Raw genomic sequence first — 17,608 nt, forward strand, 5'->3', positions numbered from 1 at the left:
TCTAGCTGTATTTGGACTTCTACTTTACAAATTCCATATTACATTTTGCTTTTATGTAGCTTTATTGAACCCTCCTATTAGCCTTTGCATATCATAGCTATAGTCAGGTATGTCATCAATGAAAAACAAGTAGAAAGGAGATCATTATGGTATTTCGACCACCTTATCCATACCCAATGTATCCGGGTGGCATGAGAATGCCCATGCCCATGCAAACACCTCCACAGATGTCGCCACAGTCCTTTTTCCCGCCTGGAGGCTTCCCTGTTCAACCACGAATTCCAGGCGGCTTTCCAATGGCTAATGGAATAGGTTCATTTGGAGGGCAAATGCCGATGCCACCTGTGCAAGAAGCTTCGAAAGTCGGTTCATTTTTACAGCAAGCCAACAGTTTATTTAATACAGCCAAAACCTATACCCCTTATATCCAACAAGCTATGCCGATGGTGAAAAATATTCCATCACTTTTAAAATTGTATAAAGGATTCCAAGGACTTCCTTCCGCTGGCGGTGGAGCAACAGAAGCAGCAGGAAGCGATAGTAAGGCTGCTGGAAGTAGACGGTCATCTAGGCAAAGTGCATCATTTACGCCTCCCGAGCCACTTCCATCTAAACCACGTATTTTCCAACCACCAATGTAAATGAACGTTTCTTTGTATTCACTGTCACTGTCCGTTATAATGTAGATAGGTAAGCTTGAAAGGAGTCACAACCACCATGCAAGTATTAAAAATTAATCCACGTGGCTATTGCTACGGTGTTGTGGATGCGATGGTGATCGCTCGTAACGCCGCACTTGATAAAACATTACCAAGACCTATCTACATCTTAGGGATGATTGTGCATAATAAACACGTCACAGATGCGTTTGAAGAGGATGGGATCATCACGTTAGATGGTGATAACCGCCTAGAAATTATTGAACAAGTTGAAACAGGTACTGTCATTTTTACAGCACATGGTGTTTCACCGGAAATTCGTGAGATTGCGAAGCGAAAAGGCTTAGTGTCCATTGATGCTACATGTCCTGATGTAACAGTTACCCACGATTTAATTCGTGAAAAATCAGCAGAAGGCTATGACATTATTTATATTGGTAAAAAAGGACATCCCGAACCAGAGGGTGCTATTGGCGTTGCCCCGGATCATGTCCACTTAGTACAGTCTTCTAACGATATTGATGCTTTACAATTAACGAATGATAAATTACTTGTCACAAATCAAACGACAATGAGCCAATGGGATGTCGCCCATTTAATGGATAGTTTAAAAGAAAAATTCCCACATATAGAGGTACACAAAGAGATCTGTTTAGCTACACAAGTACGTCAAGAGGCTGTTGCACAGCAAGCAGGTGAAGCGGATTTACTTATTGTTGTAGGTGATCCTAAATCCAATAACTCGAACCGCTTAACACAAGTTTCTGTAGAAATTGCAGGAACACCATCCTATCGAATTGCAGATGTTTCAGAGCTAAAAGTAGAATGGTTAAAAGGTATCAACATCGTTGCTGTAACAGCAGGTGCTTCTACGCCAACACCAATTGTAAAAGAGGTTATTAACTTCCTTGATCAATTTGATGAAAATGATCCATCTACACACGAGATTAAGCGTACAGTAACACTAGATAAAATTCTGCCAAAGATTAAGACACCAACACCTGTTGATAAAATCATGCCCTATTAGTTAATCACAAAAAATCCTGATTGTTATTATGACAATCAGGATTTTCTTTATTTACTAAAGTAATAGTTTATAGGACGACCAATGCCACCATAATGGACATCCATTGTGATTTCCTCTTGTTTTTCAAGGTAATCTAAATATCTTCTAGCTGTTACGCGGGCAATGCCAATTCCACTGGCTACTTCTTCCGCTGAGGCACCATCCACCGATTGTAAAAAGTGCACAACTTTTTCAAGTGTTGTACGATTAAAACCTTTTGGGAGATTTTTTTCGGATTTCAATGTAACAGATTGATCCAACATAGTTTGTCCATCACGATAATGAAATAACTGATCTAATTCTCCCTGTGTGAGCTCTCGTTCTGTTTGAGTTTGCTTGTTAAAGCGTAAATAATTGTCAAGTGTCCCTTTAACACGTTCAAAAGAAAAGGGCTTCATAATATAATCAAAAACACCTAGATGCAGTATCTGTTTCACTGTCTCCATATCATTTGCGGCTGTCACGGTAATAACATCTACTGGTAGATCGAGCTCACGTATTTTGCGTAAGCTTGTAATACCATCTTGCTCTGGCATAAAAATATCCATAAAAACTAAATCAGGCTTCAGTTGGCAAATTTGCGTAATGCCTTCTAACCCATTAGGTGCCTGTCCAACCACTTGAAAATGCTCTACCTTCTCAATAAATTGACGATTTACCTCTCGTACCATTGGATCATCCTCAATTAATAATACTCTAATCTGTGCCACTGCTAGCCCTCCATCCATTATGAATAATAAAAGGTGATTAAAAAACTTGTTCCTTTGTTAGGCTCACTGATGACTTCGATGTCACCCTGCCCTTTTTCGACAATTTCCTTTATTAAAAATAACCCTATTCCACGGTAGTTTTTCTCTTTTGTAGAATAACCATTATCAAAAATGTGCTGCTTGACCTCTTCCGTCATGCCAACACCATTATCGGTTACTAATATGGCTAATACGTCATCATCTTCATCCACAGAAACATGAATCACCTTCTCCTCGACCTGTACATCCTTTAATGCATCAAACGCATTTTCTATCAAATTACCAAAGAGAATGACGAAATCATGATGATCCAAATTAGCTGGAAATGATGTAAATCGGCTTTCACGGTCAATTTCCAATCGAATTCCTTGTTCCTTCGCATAGGAAATTTTACTGAGCAATAGCCCAGAAATATTTTCATTTTTTATTCGTTCGTTTAAAAAGTTAGTGATTTCATCATGCTCTTCCTTCACTTGTGTTAAGTAAGAAAGTGCCTGTTCATGATGACCTAGCTGTAAAAGACCCGCTATCGTATGCAGTTTATTTTTATGTTCATGTGTTTGTACACGAAGGGCTTGGACAAATGCTCTAACGCCTGTTAATTCTTCGGCAAGCTTTTTCACTTCCGTACGGTCTTTAAACATGGCCACTGCCCCAACAGTTTCGCCATTAACCTGTATCGGAATTCGATTACTCATAATACTATGATTATTAATATACAGCTCACGATTAAATAACGGCTGATCCAGCTCTAAAATTTCAGGAAGTCGTGTATCTGGCAAGACATGAAAGATTTTCTGTCCAATCAATGTAGAGGGTTTTTCATAAACGCCTAAGATATCACAGGCTTTTTCATTAAAAATCGTAATGGTCAAATCATTATCGATAGCAATGATGCCTTCGTGCATGGCATTAAACGTTTCTGTACGTTCTACATACATTTTGGCAATTTCATGCGGCTCTAACCCAAACATTTGCTTTTTCATATGAAGCCCCAATGTTCGTGCTCCCCATACACTAAATAGTAACGATAATAGAACAGTAACCATTAGTTCGGTTTGCATTGTTTGCAGTAACTCCACTACCGTAAGAACACTGTACCCTACTACTGTAACACCTATTTGTTGTCCTTCATGGTTCATAATCGGAACAAACGCACGAACCATATTACCGTGTTCTCCACGTGCAATCGACGTATAGTAATGCTCTGAAAAAGCGGCGTTTAAATCTCCAGATTGAGATATTCGACCAAGTTCCTGGCTATTAGGATGGGAATATTTTCGTCGTTGCATATCAAGAACAACAATATATTTTGCCCCATTGATATCACGGATTTCCTCTACAACAGGATTAATATGCTGTACGGCATCATAGTAATTTTCACTAGCAATATATGTTTTTATTTCAGGAAGCTGAGAGACGGTTTTTGCTACAAGGAGTGCTTGATCACTTAGTTTGGTCTTTTGCTCATTCATGACAAAACCTAACAAAAAAGTACCGCCAATGCTAAAGGAAAGCATGAGAATAAAAAAAGTCAGAGACATAATTTTTCTTTGCATGGATAACTTCTGAAATTTCAACTGACCGCCTCCCTCCTACTATATTTTAGCTTACTCCATATGTTAGAATAACAAAAACATCAGAAAATACGAATTAATTGGGTGTATACAATGAAAAAATTTATTATTGGTACGATTATAACTGTGCTTGTGTTAATCCTCACTATCAGTGTTCAACAAGGATTACTATTCGCCAAGCCACTTCCCTATGATGATGAGCAAAAGGGTTTAGACACACAGATAACAATTCATTTAAGTCATGTCGTCGCTGAAAATACCCCTAAAGGCCAAGCTGCCAACAAATTTGCTGAGCTAGTAGAAGAAAAAACAAACGGGAAGGTCAAAGTACATGTCTACTCCAACTCCTCTTTATTTAATGATGAAAATGAATTTCAGGCATTGCAAAAGGGAGAAGTGGAAATGATCATCCCTACTTTTTCTAAAATGACAGCTTATGTTCCTAATTGGCAGGTGCTTGATTTACCCTTTCTATTTAATACAAATGAGGAAGTAAAGGAAGTCCTAACGGGTTCTATTGGTGAACAATTGGTTAATGAGCTAGAGCCGTTCCATATTAAAGGGCTTGGCTTTTGGTACAATGGGTTTAAGCATCTAACCTCTGTTGAGCAGCCTATTCATAACTTTGAAGATTTACAGGGCTTACGAGTGCGTACGATGCCAAGTAAAACATTAGAAAAGCAATTTGAAGTGGTCAAAGCAACACCTATACCTATTTCTTTTAGTGAGGTCTTTTCGGATTTAGAGAAGCATGCAATAGACGCACAAGAAAATACCGCTTCTAATATCTATTCAAAGGGTTTTTACAAAGTACAAAAGCATATGACTATCACTCAGCATGGGATTTTAGGCTATGCTGTGTTAATGAATGAAACCTTTTGGAATTCTCTACCTATCAAAATTCAGCATCAGTTGTTGGATGCTATGAAAGAAACAACCGATTGGCAATTTGAGCAGGCTGAACTTATGAATGAACAAGATATGGACAAGCTGAAACAGCTAGATGATTTTGATGTGTATACAATGAGTCCCCAAGAAAGACAGCGCTTTAAGGAACAACTTGCACCTGTTTATGATTTTTATAGAGCCCATATTCAAAACGATCAAATCTTAGCAGAGATTGAAAAAATCGTTGATCCCTAATACTTTTGTTCATTAATGAAAAATCCTTACAAAACGTAAGGATTTTTTCTATTGTATTATAATAGATTCGCGAATCTCACAACTACTATAAAACAGCTTAAAACCCTTGATATTACTAGCCTTAATACCCCTTTCTCTCAGAATGAACAAAATGAACAATACAACCATTACGGTCATAAACACTATTGTCGGAAAATTTCAGCTATGATAACCACATGAAAGCGTTCACACAATATTCATAGATGTTGTAGGGGGAGAACTATATGCGGATAAATTTTAAAAACTTAACAGTACAAGTATTGATTGCCATTGTACTAGGGATTATCGTCGGAGCAACATTCCCAGAATTCGGGGCAAAGCTCAAAATCTTGGCGGATATATTTATTAAACTTATTAAAATGTTAATAGCACCAATTATCTTCTTAACAGTCGTAATCGGCATTGGTAGCATGGGGGATGTCAAAAAGGTTGGTAAAATTGGTGGAAAAGCTTTAATTTATTTTGAAATTGTTTCAACTTTTGCCCTTGCAATTGGCTTAATCGTTGTCAATATTGTTCAACCAGGTAAAGGTTTTAATACAGATGCAGCAAGCGGTGCTGATGTTTCACAATATACAGACGCGGCGGCTGCAGAGCATGGTTTAGGTGCATTTATTATGCAAATTATTCCTGAAAATGTAGTTGGTGCTTTAGCAAATGGTGAATTATTACCAGTCTTGTTCTCAGCTGTTTTATTTGGACTAGCTGCGGCGGCGATTGGAGAACCAGCTAAACCTGTTATTAAATTTTTCGAGCAAGTTGCAGATATTTTCTTTAAAATCGTTAACATGGTGATGAAAATTTCTCCTATTGGTGCGTTTGGTGCCATGAGTTATACAATCGGAAATTTTGGACTTAAATCATTAGGAAACTTAGGATTTTTAATGCTATCTGTTTACATTACAATGTTCATTTTTATTGTTGTGATCATTGGATTGATTACCCATTACTTTGGCTTTAGTATTTTTAAATTTATCAAGTACATTAAAGATGAAATCTTTATCGTTATCGGAACATCTTCATCTGAATCTGCATTACCTTCCATGATGCGTAAGCTTGAAAACTATGGTTGTTCAAAGCAAGTGGTTGGGCTGGTGATTCCTACAGGCTATTCATTTAACTTAGATGGAACATCCATTTACTTATCAATGGCTGCTATCTTTATTGCGCAAGCCTATGGTGTGGATTTAGATGTTTGGCATCAAATTACGCTATTAGCCATCTTAATGCTTACTTCTAAAGGGGCAGCTGGTGTAACAGGCTCTGGCTTTATTACACTTGCAGCAACATTAGCAGCCTTCCCGATGATCCCAGTAGAGGGGATTGCCCTTTTAATCGGCGTAGATCGTTTCATGTCAGAAGCACGTGCAGTTACAAATCTAATTGGTAATGGTGTAGCAACAGTGGTCGTGTCAAAAATGGAAAAAGAATTTGATACAGAGCAGGAAAAGCGTGCTCTATCCGGTCATACCCAAATGTCATAAAATGAACAGGCTGCTGAAAGCGGAAATAATTTGCTACTTCAGCAGCCTGTTCTTTTATTTATAAAGAGGCAAGTAGATAAAAAACACCGTAGAGCTAGTTTTTTGAAACCTCATCGACTACCTACTCGTATAAATAATGACTGGAGGTTTCTTTATGACAACTTTTACACTTACCTATCCGAAGGGCTTTAAAAGCTTCACTGATATTCCAATCGTGAATGAACAGAACGAAACAGTATGTGTACTTCAAAAAATGGAGCGTACCTCTGCTGGTAAAGTACTGAATGCTGTCTTGCTGGTAGCTGCACAGCAAACATTACCGTACCGTTATGAGACACGAACTACTTTAGGTGCACCACTTTTTCAAGTACAATCTACCCTGTTAACAAAAGGAGTCAGCCATCAAATTGTTATGCCTGATGGCAGCTTGATACCCATTCAACGGAAAACAGTGCAATTATTAGAATCCTCTTATTCATTTACAATGGACGATTTAGAATTTCGTTTTGAAAAGGATTTTACCTCTACTGCTTATTTATATTGCAATGATGAAAAGATTGCGAGTGCAAGCTCTATTGAGACTGAGCTAGTACAGATAGGTATACAGTTTAAGCTTTTCCATGCGGATGATATGCGCTTTGTTGCACTCCTAGCAACTCTTTATCAAGCTCTCTTTGCAACAACTACATAGCTGCTTTAAACATGTCAAAGGCATCGAGCATTAAAATCTCGATGCCTTAATCCTATGATATTTTTCTACACAGCTAATTTATTTTTTCTCGTTGGGCATTTAATATGTTAATAACATAGGAAGCATTTTGTGATGCTTTTGCTTGTACAATCTTCTTGATGGCTTCTTCCATCCTTAAAGCTAACTCAAGTGCCTCATGCGTAGCGCCCTTTATCGTTGTTTGTATGGTAATGGTTGTTCGATTTTCAATAACTAAATATTCATATACGTCAAAAGCTTCTAAGCCCGCAATTAAATCTTCCATCAAAAGGTTCATATCATCCCCCATTATCTTGTTGTTATCAAGCAAGGAGGTAAACTCCCATCTTTCAAAAACTATGGGATAGTCCTTTAAGGGAGACGTTTTTAAAGCATTTTTTGCTATGGATTCCATATCTTTTTTAATTGACTGGAAATAGTCTTCTCCGCCTACAACTTGGATTACTAATTCCTTTTCTTCCGTCGTTTTAACGTCAATGCCGACATACTTTTCAAGTAGCTTATCCTTCAATCGAGCCAGACTCAACTCTTCATTTGTTATAAGCGATTGAGCCTCTTTATTTGCTTCTGACCTTTTTTCTCCTGCAAATCTATCAAATAGGACCAACATAGATATAATGACTACCAACAGTCCGATGACAAGCCCAAACCGTTTACCCATTGAATCCCTCCTGATAGGAAGGTATGTCCCCTTTTACTACAATATTCGCTTTTCTAGCTTGAAACAGCACATACTTTTCATATTAAAATGCAGTGTCCATACAGTATCTCCACTTTTCATAATGGAATTTGTATCGCTTATTTTTCCCTATATATTCCGGGATGCGAAATAAATTTGCTTTGTTTTGTCCTTTCTGTGTCATGCTTCTCAAAAAGGAGTACACTTAAGAAGTAGTAATTCTATCATTATGGAGGGTTTTAAATGGCATCAAAAGCAGCGGATATTAAAAATATACTGACATTAAATCTGCTTGTACAAATCTTAGAGGAACGTGGCATTATGACAGATAAAGAACTAAAAGAGCGCCTCACCAATACAGTAAAACTATCTTCGATGGAGAATGATTTAAAGGAAAAAGTCCTTGAAGAAATCAAACATTAATGGATTTTACCTCATCAAAAAACGACCGCTTTCTGAAAGCGGCCGTCTGAATCAAAGCTTTAAGTTTAGGATCGAATTGTTTTCAAAGCAGTTGACCATGGCACAAGCTGATCTAACATTTGATGAACTGAATCTGCTTGCACCTCTTTTGGTTTAAAGACAGAGCCGTTTTCAAAATCAGTAAATAATGATAATGCTGGATGTACTCGAACATCTGCAACTAGCAATTCTCCAAGAATTCCTCGTAGATGCTCTGCTGCACGCGCACCTCCAACAGAACCATAAGAGACGATACCAGCAGCTTTATTGTTCCATTCAACTCGTAAATAATCTAATGCATTTTTTAATGCACCTGTAATGGAGTGATTGTACTCAGCAACAATAAATACAAAGCCGTCACAAGCTGCTACTTTTTCTGACCATGCAGCTACCCCAGAAGTATCTCCACCTGGTTCCCCTAAAAATGGTAATTTAAATTCAGCGATATCAATTATTTCATATTCCGCATCACGACGTTTTTCCGCAACTTCCTTTACCCAAGCTCCAACTTGTGGGCTTACACGACCTTCTCGCGTACTTCCTAAAATAATACCGATTTTTAACATATGACGCCTCCTCTTATCATCCATTCTTGTGACTCCATCACGGTTTATCGTACGTGTTCGCCACTCGTAACCATTTTGGTCAGAAAAATATCCCTTTATTCATCACCCGTTAATTAGCTCTGAATAGTTAGAATTGAATTATCTCTAATTCAAGATTAAGGTATCATCAACCATTCTTTCCTGTCAAATATTTAATCTAGAGGGATAAAGAGGATTATTTTGTTTTAATGGGCTGCTCCAATGCCTCTAATTCCTCTTCAATAGAGGCGTATTGTCTTTCCACAACATACTTGGCATCTGACAAGGCAGCATTATAAATATAGGGGGCAATATGCTCTTTGATAAAATCTAACATACGTTCAGCTTCAAATTCACTAATGTCTTCATCACGCTGATTATAAAAAAAACGTTGAATATCAGCAAGAATCATTTCCTGCTGATCTTTAGATAAACGAATAAACAAGACAACTCTCTCCACTTCTGTTAATCAATTTTCTCTACATCTTATCACTGTTCATAGATTCCTTGCATTCAAAAAGGCTGAAACACTAGTACTGCTAGCGTTCAGCCCCATCTCATTGTTTACATTCAAATGAGTAGCTAGTGGATAAAAAGTTTTTCTCCTTTGCTACAATTGCTTGTCCACCATCATCTTCACATTGCTGTGTCATTGCATCGATTTTCTTATCATTGACCATATTGGTCATCACCGTCATACCAATACCAAAAACAACGATGAATAAACCAATCATGATCCATAGCTTGCCTGCTTTATTACCAGCTGGTCTTTCATTAGCCATATTAGTTCCCTCACTTATACAAATAAAAATGGTTCTGTATGAATCGTTGATTGGATGAATTCAACCAAATATTTTTTATCCTCACATAGTTCAGCCATTTTTTTTGCTACTCCTGCAATCATTACCTTTTCTACATGATGACCAGGATCTACTATTTGCAGATCAATGGCTTGTGCGTCCTGAGCTGTATGGAAGTACATATCGCCTGTTAAGAAAACATCAGCTCCTGCACGTTTTGCCGCATAGATATATTTATTACCATCTCCACCAACAAGCGCAACCTTGCTGACCTTCGATTGTAAATCACCCACTACACGCACAGCTGGCACATCTAGTTGCTGTTTAACGAATTCAGCAAATTGTTGTAACGTCATGTCCTTTGTTAAGTAACCTACACGCCCTAATCCCATCACATTTGTTTGCTGCTCAAGACGTATCACATCATAGGCAGGCTCCTCATAAGGATGACTAGTAAGCATGGCCTTTAACACGCGGCCTTTAATGGATTCAGGAAAAACAACTTCTACCTTTACTTCTTCCTCCACATGTAATTCACCAACAGAGCCAACGAAAGGATTAGCTCCTGCTAATGCACGGAACCGACCTTCTCCAGTCGTTGTATAACTACATGCTTCATAGTCGCCAATACGACCCGCCCCAGCTTTTGCAAGCGCCTCACGTAATGCTTGGGCATTAGCAGTTGGTATAAAGACTGCCAGCTTCAACAAATTCTCAGCATACGTTTCTTCTAATATTGACCGGTTTTTTAGCTGTAGGGCATCTGCTAATAAATCATTTACCCCACCTTCGGCTACATCTAAATTTGTATGAGCGGCATATACAGCAATATCGTGTTTAATGAGCTTTTCATATAAGCGCCCTGCTGGATGATCTGTGCGGATATTCGCTAGGCGTCTAAAGATTGGTGGATGATGTGCGATAATCAGCTCACAGCCTTTTTCTATTGCCTCATTTGCCACGGCTTCATTGACATCTAACGTCACCAAAACTTTACTTACAGGTTTGTTGAGGGTCCCTATCGCTAGTCCAATTGGATCATTGTCCATACAAGCTAGTTTTTTGGGCGACCATGCTTCGAACACTTGAATAACTTCTTGGCCATTTACCGTTTTCATCTTACAAAACTCCTTCTACTAAATGTATCAGAGCCGTTAACTCTGCACGCTTTTCTTCAATTTCAGGTGTTTGTTCTGCTCCTTCAATGGATTGTAGTACACGTTGCCAATTGTCTTTTTCACGCAACCATTTTTTCGTAAATGCTGGTGATTTACGCAGGCTTAGCTTAGGTCCAAACAAAATCTCTGCTGTAGAGAGCTCCATTTGCCCTCTTTGTAACACAAGGATTTCATAGATTTTATCATCTTCCTCTAAAATCTCTTCATCAAGAATCGCCCATTGATGTGCTAAAGCCCACTCACGGATAACCTTGGCGTGAATATTTGGCTGTAGGATTAGACGTGTGACACCTTGAAGCTTTTCTGGATGCTTCTCTAGAATGGAAACAATTAATGGTCCCCCCATGCCAGCTATTGTCACCGTATCCACATGGTCAGCTTCTTCGATCGCTGCTAAACCGTCTGCAAGGCGTACTGTAATTTTTTCAGTTAAGTTTTCCTTCTGTACTTGTCCTACCGCCGATTCATAGGGTCCTTTTACAACTTCCCCTGCTATGGCATATGAGGCAGTCCCTTTGTGAATTAAATAGCATGGTAGATAGGCATGGTCACTACCAATATCCGCCATGACTGCTCCTGTAGGAACAAATTTCGCTACTGCTTCTAATCGCTTTGAAAGTTTTTGTGCGTTCATTTTTATACCGCCTATCTTCAATAGAGTCCATTAATAGTATGGATGATGTCGTGAAAAAAAACAAATGGAGTTGTCTCACATTTCTATGTGGACAACCCCATCTTCATGATGCTTAAATCTAAAAAGTAGCTGTACTATTTCAGTACAGCTACTTGTCAGTTTTACTATTCTAAAGTAGAAATGTATTCAGCGATTGCTTTTGCTTCCTCTTCAGTTTTCATGTTTGGTTGCATTGGAGTACCTTCGATACCCTTTGTTAAAACTTCTACGATATGTGCTTCATCTAAGCCATGTAGATTTGGACCCATACTACCAGTTAAGTCACCACCATGACAACCGATACAAGATTGTACTAGTGCTGAACCATCAGCTTCTGCATCTGTTGTTTCTGTAGTAGTTTCGCCACCACCCTCATGTTCAGCAGCAATTTCTTTCTTGTTATCTGCACCTTGTAAAGACATGAAGAAAATAAGACCAATACCAAATGCCAGAATTAAGATGTAAGGAACGACTGGATTGTTTTTCATAAGTTTCCCCTCCTCATTTTAAGTCTACTTCTATTATAATATAGAATCAGTCAACATCTAATATTGTACTTCATTAACAAAGAAACGAAAAGCCCTATTCGCTAAGTTTTCCTTTGTTTGTAACAAATTCGACATTTCTGTATCTATTGGATAAAATATGTCTTGCCAACATCCAAAATTGGTCAAATTTATCCTTTTATACAATTTCTTTTTCATTATATTTATGCTGTTATCATACCCTTTTCACTCATTGATATACCCAAAATTAAAAAATCTGTACGTTTTTAATTAGCGTACAGATTTTGAATCTTCTGAGGTAAAAACTTTAACATGATACTGACCCTATTATAGATAAATTGTCACAAATTATGGTTTTATATAAACACTAAAGATCAATTAAGTTTCTAACCTGATTTAGTAGATGGAGTTCCTTGTACATCGATAGAAATACCATTTGCTAAATCAGGATAAATTTATGATATAGTACCCAACTAGTGCTATTAATCCTAAAGCACCTGAGACTGTGAAATATAGAAGTTTCATTTTAATACCTGACAACAGCCAAATGACACAATTTGCTGCAATCAAGCAAAATAAAACCGTATTATTTCCACTAAAATATGTAGTACAAATTCGGATCGACATACTAAATAACAGGATGGCCGCTAGTACATGAAAAATGGGAGCTAGTAGATGTTTTTTTCGAGCCATTTGCCACGCAGCAATAAATAAGATGCATGCACCTACTCCCACGATTACTGTAAAAATCAATGTTAAAGATTGCATTGTAAAATAGAGTGCCAAAACAGCCATTATGGCGATACATAGACCCACTACCAATAGGATCATTTTTCTTTTTTCTGATGGCAAGACCGCTTGTTTAGGATGTTGCACTGGTTCTAACTCCTCTATGTCAGCCCCCTCCGTATAAAGAGCTGCTAAAAAGTCACAATAGTGCTCAGGTAAAAGTTTATTTTGCTTCCAAAACAAAATTTCATTAAGGATTATTTTTTTGCGAGGATTTGTCATAGTGTTAGCTCCAAACATTGCTTAATAATGGTTGTATTACAATTTTATCTCACACTATTTGAAAACACATCTGTATAAAGTCGCAAATCTAGCATTTCCCTCATTCTAATTATCTATGATTGCATAGCATCGATAGGTGAATAGCAGGGCTAATTTCTTTTTGTTGACTTTTCAATTCTATAAAAAAGGAGCTATACCAATTAGTCATTTTCTCACTACTTGGATAGCTCCAGCTATTTTAAATTTTATTCTAAGAAGTCTTTTAAACGTTTACTACGAGAAGGATGGCGTAATTTTCTTAGTGCTTTCGCCTCGATTTGACGAATACGTTCACGCGTTACGCCAAAGACTTTCCCAACCTCTTCTAATGTACGTGTGCGACCATCGTCTAACCCAAAACGTAAACGAAGTACGTTTTCCTCACGGTCTGTTAACGTATCTAGTACATCTTCTAATTGTTCTTTTAACAGTTCATAGGCTGCATGGTCGGAAGGAGATTGTGCTTCTGAATCCTCGATAAAGTCTCCTAAATGGGAATCATCTTCTTCTCCAATTGGTGTTTCAAGAGATACTGGTTCTTGTGCAATTTTTAAAATTTCACGTACTTTTTCAGGTGTTAAATCCATTTCTTCTCCAATTTCCTCTGGAGAAGGCTCACGACCTAAATCTTGTAAAAGTTGACGTTGTACACGTATTAATTTATTAATGGTTTCGACCATATGAACAGGAATACGAATCGTACGCGCTTGGTCAGCGATTGCGCGTGTAATCGCCTGACGAATCCACCATGTAGCGTAAGTCGAGAACTTAAATCCTTTACGATAATCGAATTTTTCAACAGCCTTAATAAGACCCATATTTCCTTCTTGAATTAAATCAAGGAATAGCATTCCACGACCAACATAGCGTTTTGCAATCGATACAACTAGACGTAAGTTCGCTTCCGCAAGGCGTTTACGCGCTTCCTCGTCCCCTTGCTCAATACGTTCAGCAAGTGCAATTTCTTGCTCAGCAGATAATAAATCTACTCGGCCGATTTCTTTTAAATACATACGTACAGGGTCATTGATTTTAACACCTGGTGGCACACTCAAATCATTTAAGTCGAAAGTTTCTTCGTTCGCTTCTTCTTTCATTAGACTTTCTTCTTCAAATTCTTCTTTTCCAATGATTTGAATATCTTTATGCTTTTCAAGATCCTCAGCAAAATGGAAAATTTCTTCGTTTTCCAATTCATAAGGTGTTAGTTTCTCTGAAATTTCTTTCATTGAAATTTCACCCTCTGTTTTTGCTTTTTCTTGTAGGAATTTTTTTGCATCATCTAATGTAATTTCTACTTCTATCTCTTTTGAACGTTCTGACTTGTCCGCCATAAACCTTCCTCCTTCTAAACAACCGAATCGGGTTAAATCGCCGATAACGATTTTCTTAAATGAATAATCTGTTGGGCGATTTCAAGTGCACGTGCATACTCATGCATCTTCTCCGCTTCCTTTGACTCATGCATCTTTTGATAAATTTCTTGCTCAATTCTATATTTTTGAAGCTGACGGATAGAGTCCATAACCTCTGCCTCTGCTTGATCTGGATCTCGCTCAACTAAAGCCGCTTCCATGACAATTTTTCGTAATTCAGCGTCATCCAAAATTTCCACAAAACGTTGATAATCAGGATGACCATACTCCTCATAAAATCCAACTAAGCGAACAAAAACTGCCATATAGGCATCTCGTACAAATGGCTCTTTTTGCTCACTACGTAATACCCTGTCCACTACATCTATATTATGAAGCATATGAGCCAGTAATAAACGTTCGGCACGTTCGGCTGCGTCCATAGGCTTTTGTTGTTGCGTGACTGGCATTGAAGGTATCTGTGTAGGCATTTCTACTTTAGCAGAACGTACCTGATTAGCCTCCAGTTTTCGGAATTGGGCATAAATGGCTTCTTCCGAGATGTTTGTTTCATTTGATAGCTGTCGTATATACAAATCTCGTTCAACTGGTGAAGATCTTCCCACTAGCTGCTCAAGAACTTCTTGAATATATTGAAGCGTATCATTTTCAAATTGAAAGTTCTTATTGCGTCTAGCATGCATCATCATAAAAGCAATATACGCATGAGGTTTTTCCAAAATTTGTTCCTTAAATGCTTGTCCACCTAAAGTGTGAATGTATTCATCAGGATCTAATTTTTCTGGCAACACGGCAATATCAACTTTCATTCGCTCTGTATGCAGTAGCTGCGCCGCTCGTTTCGCTGCATCAAATCCAGCATTATCACCATCATAGCAAATCGTAATTTGCTCTACTAAGCGCTTTAGCTTTGTGATATGCTGATTTGTTAACGAAGTACCCATTGTCGCAACAACATTCATGACACCTACAGAGTTGGCTGCTAAAACGTCCATAAATCCTTCCATCAATACTACTTGACGATTTTTTCTGATAGAAGTTCGTGCTTTATCTAGGTTATACAGCACTTCACTTTTTTGGAAAATTGGTGATTCTGGACTATTTAAATATTTTGCTTCCTCACCATTGGATGAAAGGATACGTCCTGAGAAGGCAATAATTTTACCATTCTCATCTCGAATAGGAAACATGATACGTCCTCTAAAACGATCAAAATAACGCTCTTCTCCCTCTCTTTTGATGATTAAGCCACTTTCGGCAATTTCTTGTAAGTTATAACCTTTTCTTTCAAGCAATATTGTTAATGCATCAAAGCTTGGGAGAGACCAACCAATGTTATTAGATTCGATAAGTTCCCTTGTAAATCCTCTTTCTAGCAAATAATTTAAAGGTTCTTCACCATCTTCTGTATTCAACAGTAAATGATGAAAAAAATCTGCTGCAAAAGCGTGTGCTTCTTTCATCCTTTCTTCCGCTTTAGATATCTTTTTCGTTCCTCCAGGGAAACTTGGCTCAACATCTAAGTGTATGCCAACACGTTCCCCAAGTTTCACAACTGCATCAGGAAAAGAAATGCCTTCAATATCCATTACAAAAGTAATGGCATTGCCCCCTGCACCACAACCAAAGCAATGAAAAATTTGCTTGTCTGTAGATACAGAAAAAGACGGTGTTTGCTCTCCATGAAATGGACAGAGACCAAACCAATTTCGCCCACGCTTAGTAAGCTGCATGTATTCACTAATAACATCAACGATATCTGATTGTGTGCGAATCTGCTCAATTACTTCTTCTGGAATCTTCCCTGCCAAATCCATCACCATCTTTAATATTTGCGTTCTAGAAACACAATTCGCTATTCGTTTTAAAATTCCTTTATTTCTCGACAAAAAATTAGGATTTTTCTCTTATAAATATTTTTACCACAATTTTATTATTATAAAACAAAAATTAGTTTTTATCTATACCATTTTCAAAATCCACTCAAAAAAACCGCCTCTGCTAACCGAGGTGGTTTAAAATTCTATCCTTATTTACAGGTCAAAATATGTTCGATAATCGTATTTGCTGTCTCTTCAACAGCTTTATTTGTCACATCGATAACTTGACAACCTATTCTACCGACAATTTTTTCAAAATGCTGAATCTCATCAAGAATTCTTTCATGCTGTGCATAGATAGCATCATCATTCAAGCCGAGAGACATTAATCTTTCTTTCCGAATTGAGTTTAACTTCTCAGGGGAAATAATCAATCCAAAGCATTTTTTAGGGTCTATCTGTAATAGCTCTTCTGGTGGTTCTACCTCTGGCACTAAAGGTACATTCGCCACTTTATATTTTTTATGGGCTAAATATTGTGATAGTGGTGTTTTAGAAGTTCGTGATACACCAACTAGTACAATATCAGCCTGTAATAATCCTCTTGGATCTCTACCATCATCATATTTTACCGCAAATTCAATCGCTTCAATTTTTTTGAAATAATCATCATCCAGCAGATGAACAATACCAGGCGTTTCTAATGGATTTTCTTCCATAAAAGCTGCCATTGATTGTAAGGCTGGCCCTAAAATATCAACAGCCTGAATTTTTTCTTGTTCACATAAATCATGTAATAATTTACGCATTTCTTGGCGAACAAGTGTATAAACAATAAACGCTCGCTGTTGCGAAGCAAGAAAAACAATTTTACGGATAAGCTCCTCTGATTGAATATGTGGAAATCGACGAATCACAGTATTTTCAAGACCCGGTCGGAACTGGCTAATAACCGCTTTTGCAACTTGATCACCAGTTTCACCGACAGAATCAGATACAACAAATACGCGTAGTCTTTTCATGCAGCTCTCCT

General features: G+C 37.8%; 19 protein-coding genes. 6 read left to right on the forward strand and 13 right to left on the reverse strand.

Annotation, left to right across the window (positions count from 1 at the left end):
* The first annotated feature begins 146 nt into the window (after window positions 1–146).
* Both vrrA and NY607_RS05695 read left to right on the forward strand, forming a co-directional pair.
* Entirely contained in the window at window positions 147–641 is a 495-nt protein-coding gene (gene vrrA, locus NY607_RS05690) for a VrrA/YqfQ family protein (RefSeq protein WP_004227219.1), read from the forward strand.
* Between the two features lie 76 nt (window positions 642–717).
* Window positions 718–1,686, forward strand: coding sequence for a 4-hydroxy-3-methylbut-2-enyl diphosphate reductase (locus NY607_RS05695; protein WP_048392210.1), 969 nt, complete (start codon window positions 718–720; stop codon window positions 1,684–1,686).
* A 47-nt stretch (window positions 1,687–1,733) separates the two neighbouring features.
* Here the strand turns inward: NY607_RS05695 and NY607_RS05700 are convergent, their stop codons facing one another.
* Both NY607_RS05700 and NY607_RS05705 read right to left on the reverse strand, forming a co-directional pair.
* Window positions 1,734–2,435, reverse strand: a complete 702-nt coding sequence (locus NY607_RS05700; protein ID WP_016993520.1) for a response regulator — start codon at window positions 2,433–2,435, stop codon at window positions 1,734–1,736.
* Between the two features lie 17 nt (window positions 2,436–2,452).
* Window positions 2,453–4,033 (reverse strand): ATP-binding protein, encoded by a 1,581-nt coding sequence (locus NY607_RS05705; RefSeq protein WP_048392208.1) that lies wholly within the window; start codon window positions 4,031–4,033, stop codon window positions 2,453–2,455.
* A 111-nt stretch (window positions 4,034–4,144) separates the two neighbouring features.
* On the opposite strand from NY607_RS05705, the gene NY607_RS05710 reads away from it, so the two are divergent.
* From NY607_RS05710 to NY607_RS05720, 3 genes are all read left to right on the forward strand, one after another.
* The gene (locus NY607_RS05710; RefSeq protein ID WP_048392207.1) at window positions 4,145–5,194 is read left to right on the forward strand and encodes a TRAP transporter substrate-binding protein; all 1,050 of its coding nucleotides are present in this window, start codon (window positions 4,145–4,147) and stop codon (window positions 5,192–5,194) included.
* 263 nt (window positions 5,195–5,457) lie between these two features.
* Window positions 5,458–6,717, forward strand: coding sequence for a dicarboxylate/amino acid:cation symporter (locus tag NY607_RS05715; protein ID WP_048392206.1), 1,260 nt, complete (start codon window positions 5,458–5,460; stop codon window positions 6,715–6,717).
* Between the two features lie 154 nt (window positions 6,718–6,871).
* Window positions 6,872–7,408 carry a tubby C-terminal domain-like protein gene (locus NY607_RS05720; protein WP_048392205.1) on the forward strand — a complete coding sequence of 179 codons (537 nt, stop codon included), beginning with the start codon at window positions 6,872–6,874 and terminating at the stop codon, window positions 7,406–7,408.
* Between the two features lie 73 nt (window positions 7,409–7,481).
* Here the strand turns inward: NY607_RS05720 and NY607_RS05725 are convergent, their stop codons facing one another.
* Window positions 7,482–8,108, reverse strand: a complete 627-nt coding sequence (locus NY607_RS05725; RefSeq protein ID WP_048392204.1) for a hypothetical protein — start codon at window positions 8,106–8,108, stop codon at window positions 7,482–7,484.
* A gap of 261 nt (window positions 8,109–8,369) precedes the next feature.
* Between NY607_RS05725 and NY607_RS05730 the strand changes: the two genes are divergently transcribed.
* On the forward strand, window positions 8,370–8,549 hold the full coding sequence (locus tag NY607_RS05730; protein ID WP_054550103.1) for a hypothetical protein: 180 nt from the start codon (window positions 8,370–8,372) through the stop codon (window positions 8,547–8,549).
* A gap of 65 nt (window positions 8,550–8,614) precedes the next feature.
* Here the strand turns inward: NY607_RS05730 and NY607_RS05735 are convergent, their stop codons facing one another.
* From NY607_RS05735 to NY607_RS05780, 10 genes are all read right to left on the reverse strand, one after another.
* The gene (locus NY607_RS05735) at window positions 8,615–9,154 is read right to left on the reverse strand and encodes an NADPH-dependent FMN reductase (RefSeq protein WP_048392202.1); all 540 of its coding nucleotides are present in this window, start codon (window positions 9,152–9,154) and stop codon (window positions 8,615–8,617) included.
* 214 nt (window positions 9,155–9,368) lie between these two features.
* Window positions 9,369–9,617: a DUF2164 domain-containing protein gene (locus NY607_RS05740; RefSeq protein WP_048392201.1), complete on the reverse strand. Its 249-nt coding sequence runs from the start codon at window positions 9,615–9,617 to the stop codon at window positions 9,369–9,371.
* A gap of 112 nt (window positions 9,618–9,729) precedes the next feature.
* The gene (locus NY607_RS05745; protein ID WP_048392200.1) at window positions 9,730–9,954 is read right to left on the reverse strand and encodes a hypothetical protein; all 225 of its coding nucleotides are present in this window, start codon (window positions 9,952–9,954) and stop codon (window positions 9,730–9,732) included.
* Between the two features lie 14 nt (window positions 9,955–9,968).
* Window positions 9,969–11,090, reverse strand: coding sequence for a Nif3-like dinuclear metal center hexameric protein (locus tag NY607_RS05750; RefSeq protein ID WP_048392199.1), 1,122 nt, complete (start codon window positions 11,088–11,090; stop codon window positions 9,969–9,971).
* A gap of 1 nt (window position 11,091) precedes the next feature.
* Window positions 11,092–11,784 carry a tRNA (adenine(22)-N(1))-methyltransferase gene (locus NY607_RS05755; protein ID WP_048392198.1) on the reverse strand — a complete coding sequence of 231 codons (693 nt, stop codon included), beginning with the start codon at window positions 11,782–11,784 and terminating at the stop codon, window positions 11,092–11,094.
* 164 nt (window positions 11,785–11,948) lie between these two features.
* A complete protein-coding gene (cccA, locus tag NY607_RS05760) occupies window positions 11,949–12,311 on the reverse strand; it encodes a cytochrome c550 (protein ID WP_016993532.1) in 363 nt (120 codons plus the stop codon).
* A gap of 462 nt (window positions 12,312–12,773) precedes the next feature.
* Window positions 12,774–13,340 carry a hypothetical protein gene (locus NY607_RS05765; protein WP_004227167.1) on the reverse strand — a complete coding sequence of 189 codons (567 nt, stop codon included), beginning with the start codon at window positions 13,338–13,340 and terminating at the stop codon, window positions 12,774–12,776.
* A gap of 245 nt (window positions 13,341–13,585) precedes the next feature.
* Window positions 13,586–14,713 carry an RNA polymerase sigma factor RpoD gene (gene rpoD, locus NY607_RS05770; protein WP_004227165.1) on the reverse strand — a complete coding sequence of 376 codons (1,128 nt, stop codon included), beginning with the start codon at window positions 14,711–14,713 and terminating at the stop codon, window positions 13,586–13,588.
* A 32-nt stretch (window positions 14,714–14,745) separates the two neighbouring features.
* A complete protein-coding gene (dnaG, locus tag NY607_RS05775; RefSeq protein ID WP_081011013.1) occupies window positions 14,746–16,578 on the reverse strand; it encodes a DNA primase in 1,833 nt (610 codons plus the stop codon).
* 206 nt (window positions 16,579–16,784) lie between these two features.
* Window positions 16,785–17,597, reverse strand: a complete 813-nt coding sequence (locus tag NY607_RS05780) for a pyruvate, water dikinase regulatory protein (protein WP_004227157.1) — start codon at window positions 17,595–17,597, stop codon at window positions 16,785–16,787.
* Window positions 17,598–17,608 lie beyond the last annotated feature (11 nt).

It is taken from the genome of Lysinibacillus sp. A4, from assembly GCF_024919535.1.
GTDB classification, from domain to species: domain Bacteria; phylum Bacillota; class Bacilli; order Bacillales_A; family Planococcaceae; genus Lysinibacillus; species Lysinibacillus capsici.

Excerpts from the sequence above, each read along its gene's own strand:
- NY607_RS05745 (WP_048392200.1), bottom strand. The coding sequence starts at position 9,954 with ATGGCTAATGAAAGACCAGCTGGTAATAAAGCAGGCAAGCTATGGATC.
- vrrA (WP_004227219.1), top strand. The coding sequence starts at position 147 with ATGGTATTTCGACCACCTTATCCATACCCAATGTATCCGGGTGGCATG.
- NY607_RS05730 (WP_054550103.1), top strand. The coding sequence starts at position 8,370 with ATGGCATCAAAAGCAGCGGATATTAAAAATATACTGACATTAAATCTG.
- NY607_RS05725 (WP_048392204.1), bottom strand. The coding sequence starts at position 8,108 with ATGGGTAAACGGTTTGGGCTTGTCATCGGACTGTTGGTAGTCATTATA.
- NY607_RS05750 (WP_048392199.1), bottom strand. The coding sequence starts at position 11,090 with ATGAAAACGGTAAATGGCCAAGAAGTTATTCAAGTGTTCGAAGCATGG.
- NY607_RS05705 (WP_048392208.1), bottom strand. The coding sequence starts at position 4,033 with ATGCAAAGAAAAATTATGTCTCTGACTTTTTTTATTCTCATGCTTTCC.
- NY607_RS05755 (WP_048392198.1), bottom strand. The coding sequence starts at position 11,784 with ATGAACGCACAAAAACTTTCAAAGCGATTAGAAGCAGTAGCGAAATTT.
- NY607_RS05710 (WP_048392207.1), top strand. The coding sequence starts at position 4,145 with ATGAAAAAATTTATTATTGGTACGATTATAACTGTGCTTGTGTTAATC.
- NY607_RS05695 (WP_048392210.1), top strand. The coding sequence starts at position 718 with ATGCAAGTATTAAAAATTAATCCACGTGGCTATTGCTACGGTGTTGTG.
- cccA (WP_016993532.1), bottom strand. The coding sequence starts at position 12,311 with ATGAAAAACAATCCAGTCGTTCCTTACATCTTAATTCTGGCATTTGGT.
- NY607_RS05715 (WP_048392206.1), top strand. The coding sequence starts at position 5,458 with ATGCGGATAAATTTTAAAAACTTAACAGTACAAGTATTGATTGCCATT.
- NY607_RS05735 (WP_048392202.1), bottom strand. The coding sequence starts at position 9,154 with ATGTTAAAAATCGGTATTATTTTAGGAAGTACGCGAGAAGGTCGTGTA.
- NY607_RS05765 (WP_004227167.1), bottom strand. The coding sequence starts at position 13,340 with ATGACAAATCCTCGCAAAAAAATAATCCTTAATGAAATTTTGTTTTGG.
- NY607_RS05780 (WP_004227157.1), bottom strand. The coding sequence starts at position 17,597 with ATGAAAAGACTACGCGTATTTGTTGTATCTGATTCTGTCGGTGAAACT.
- dnaG (WP_081011013.1), bottom strand. The coding sequence starts at position 16,578 with ATGGTGATGGATTTGGCAGGGAAGATTCCAGAAGAAGTAATTGAGCAG.
- NY607_RS05720 (WP_048392205.1), top strand. The coding sequence starts at position 6,872 with ATGACAACTTTTACACTTACCTATCCGAAGGGCTTTAAAAGCTTCACT.
- rpoD (WP_004227165.1), bottom strand. The coding sequence starts at position 14,713 with ATGGCGGACAAGTCAGAACGTTCAAAAGAGATAGAAGTAGAAATTACA.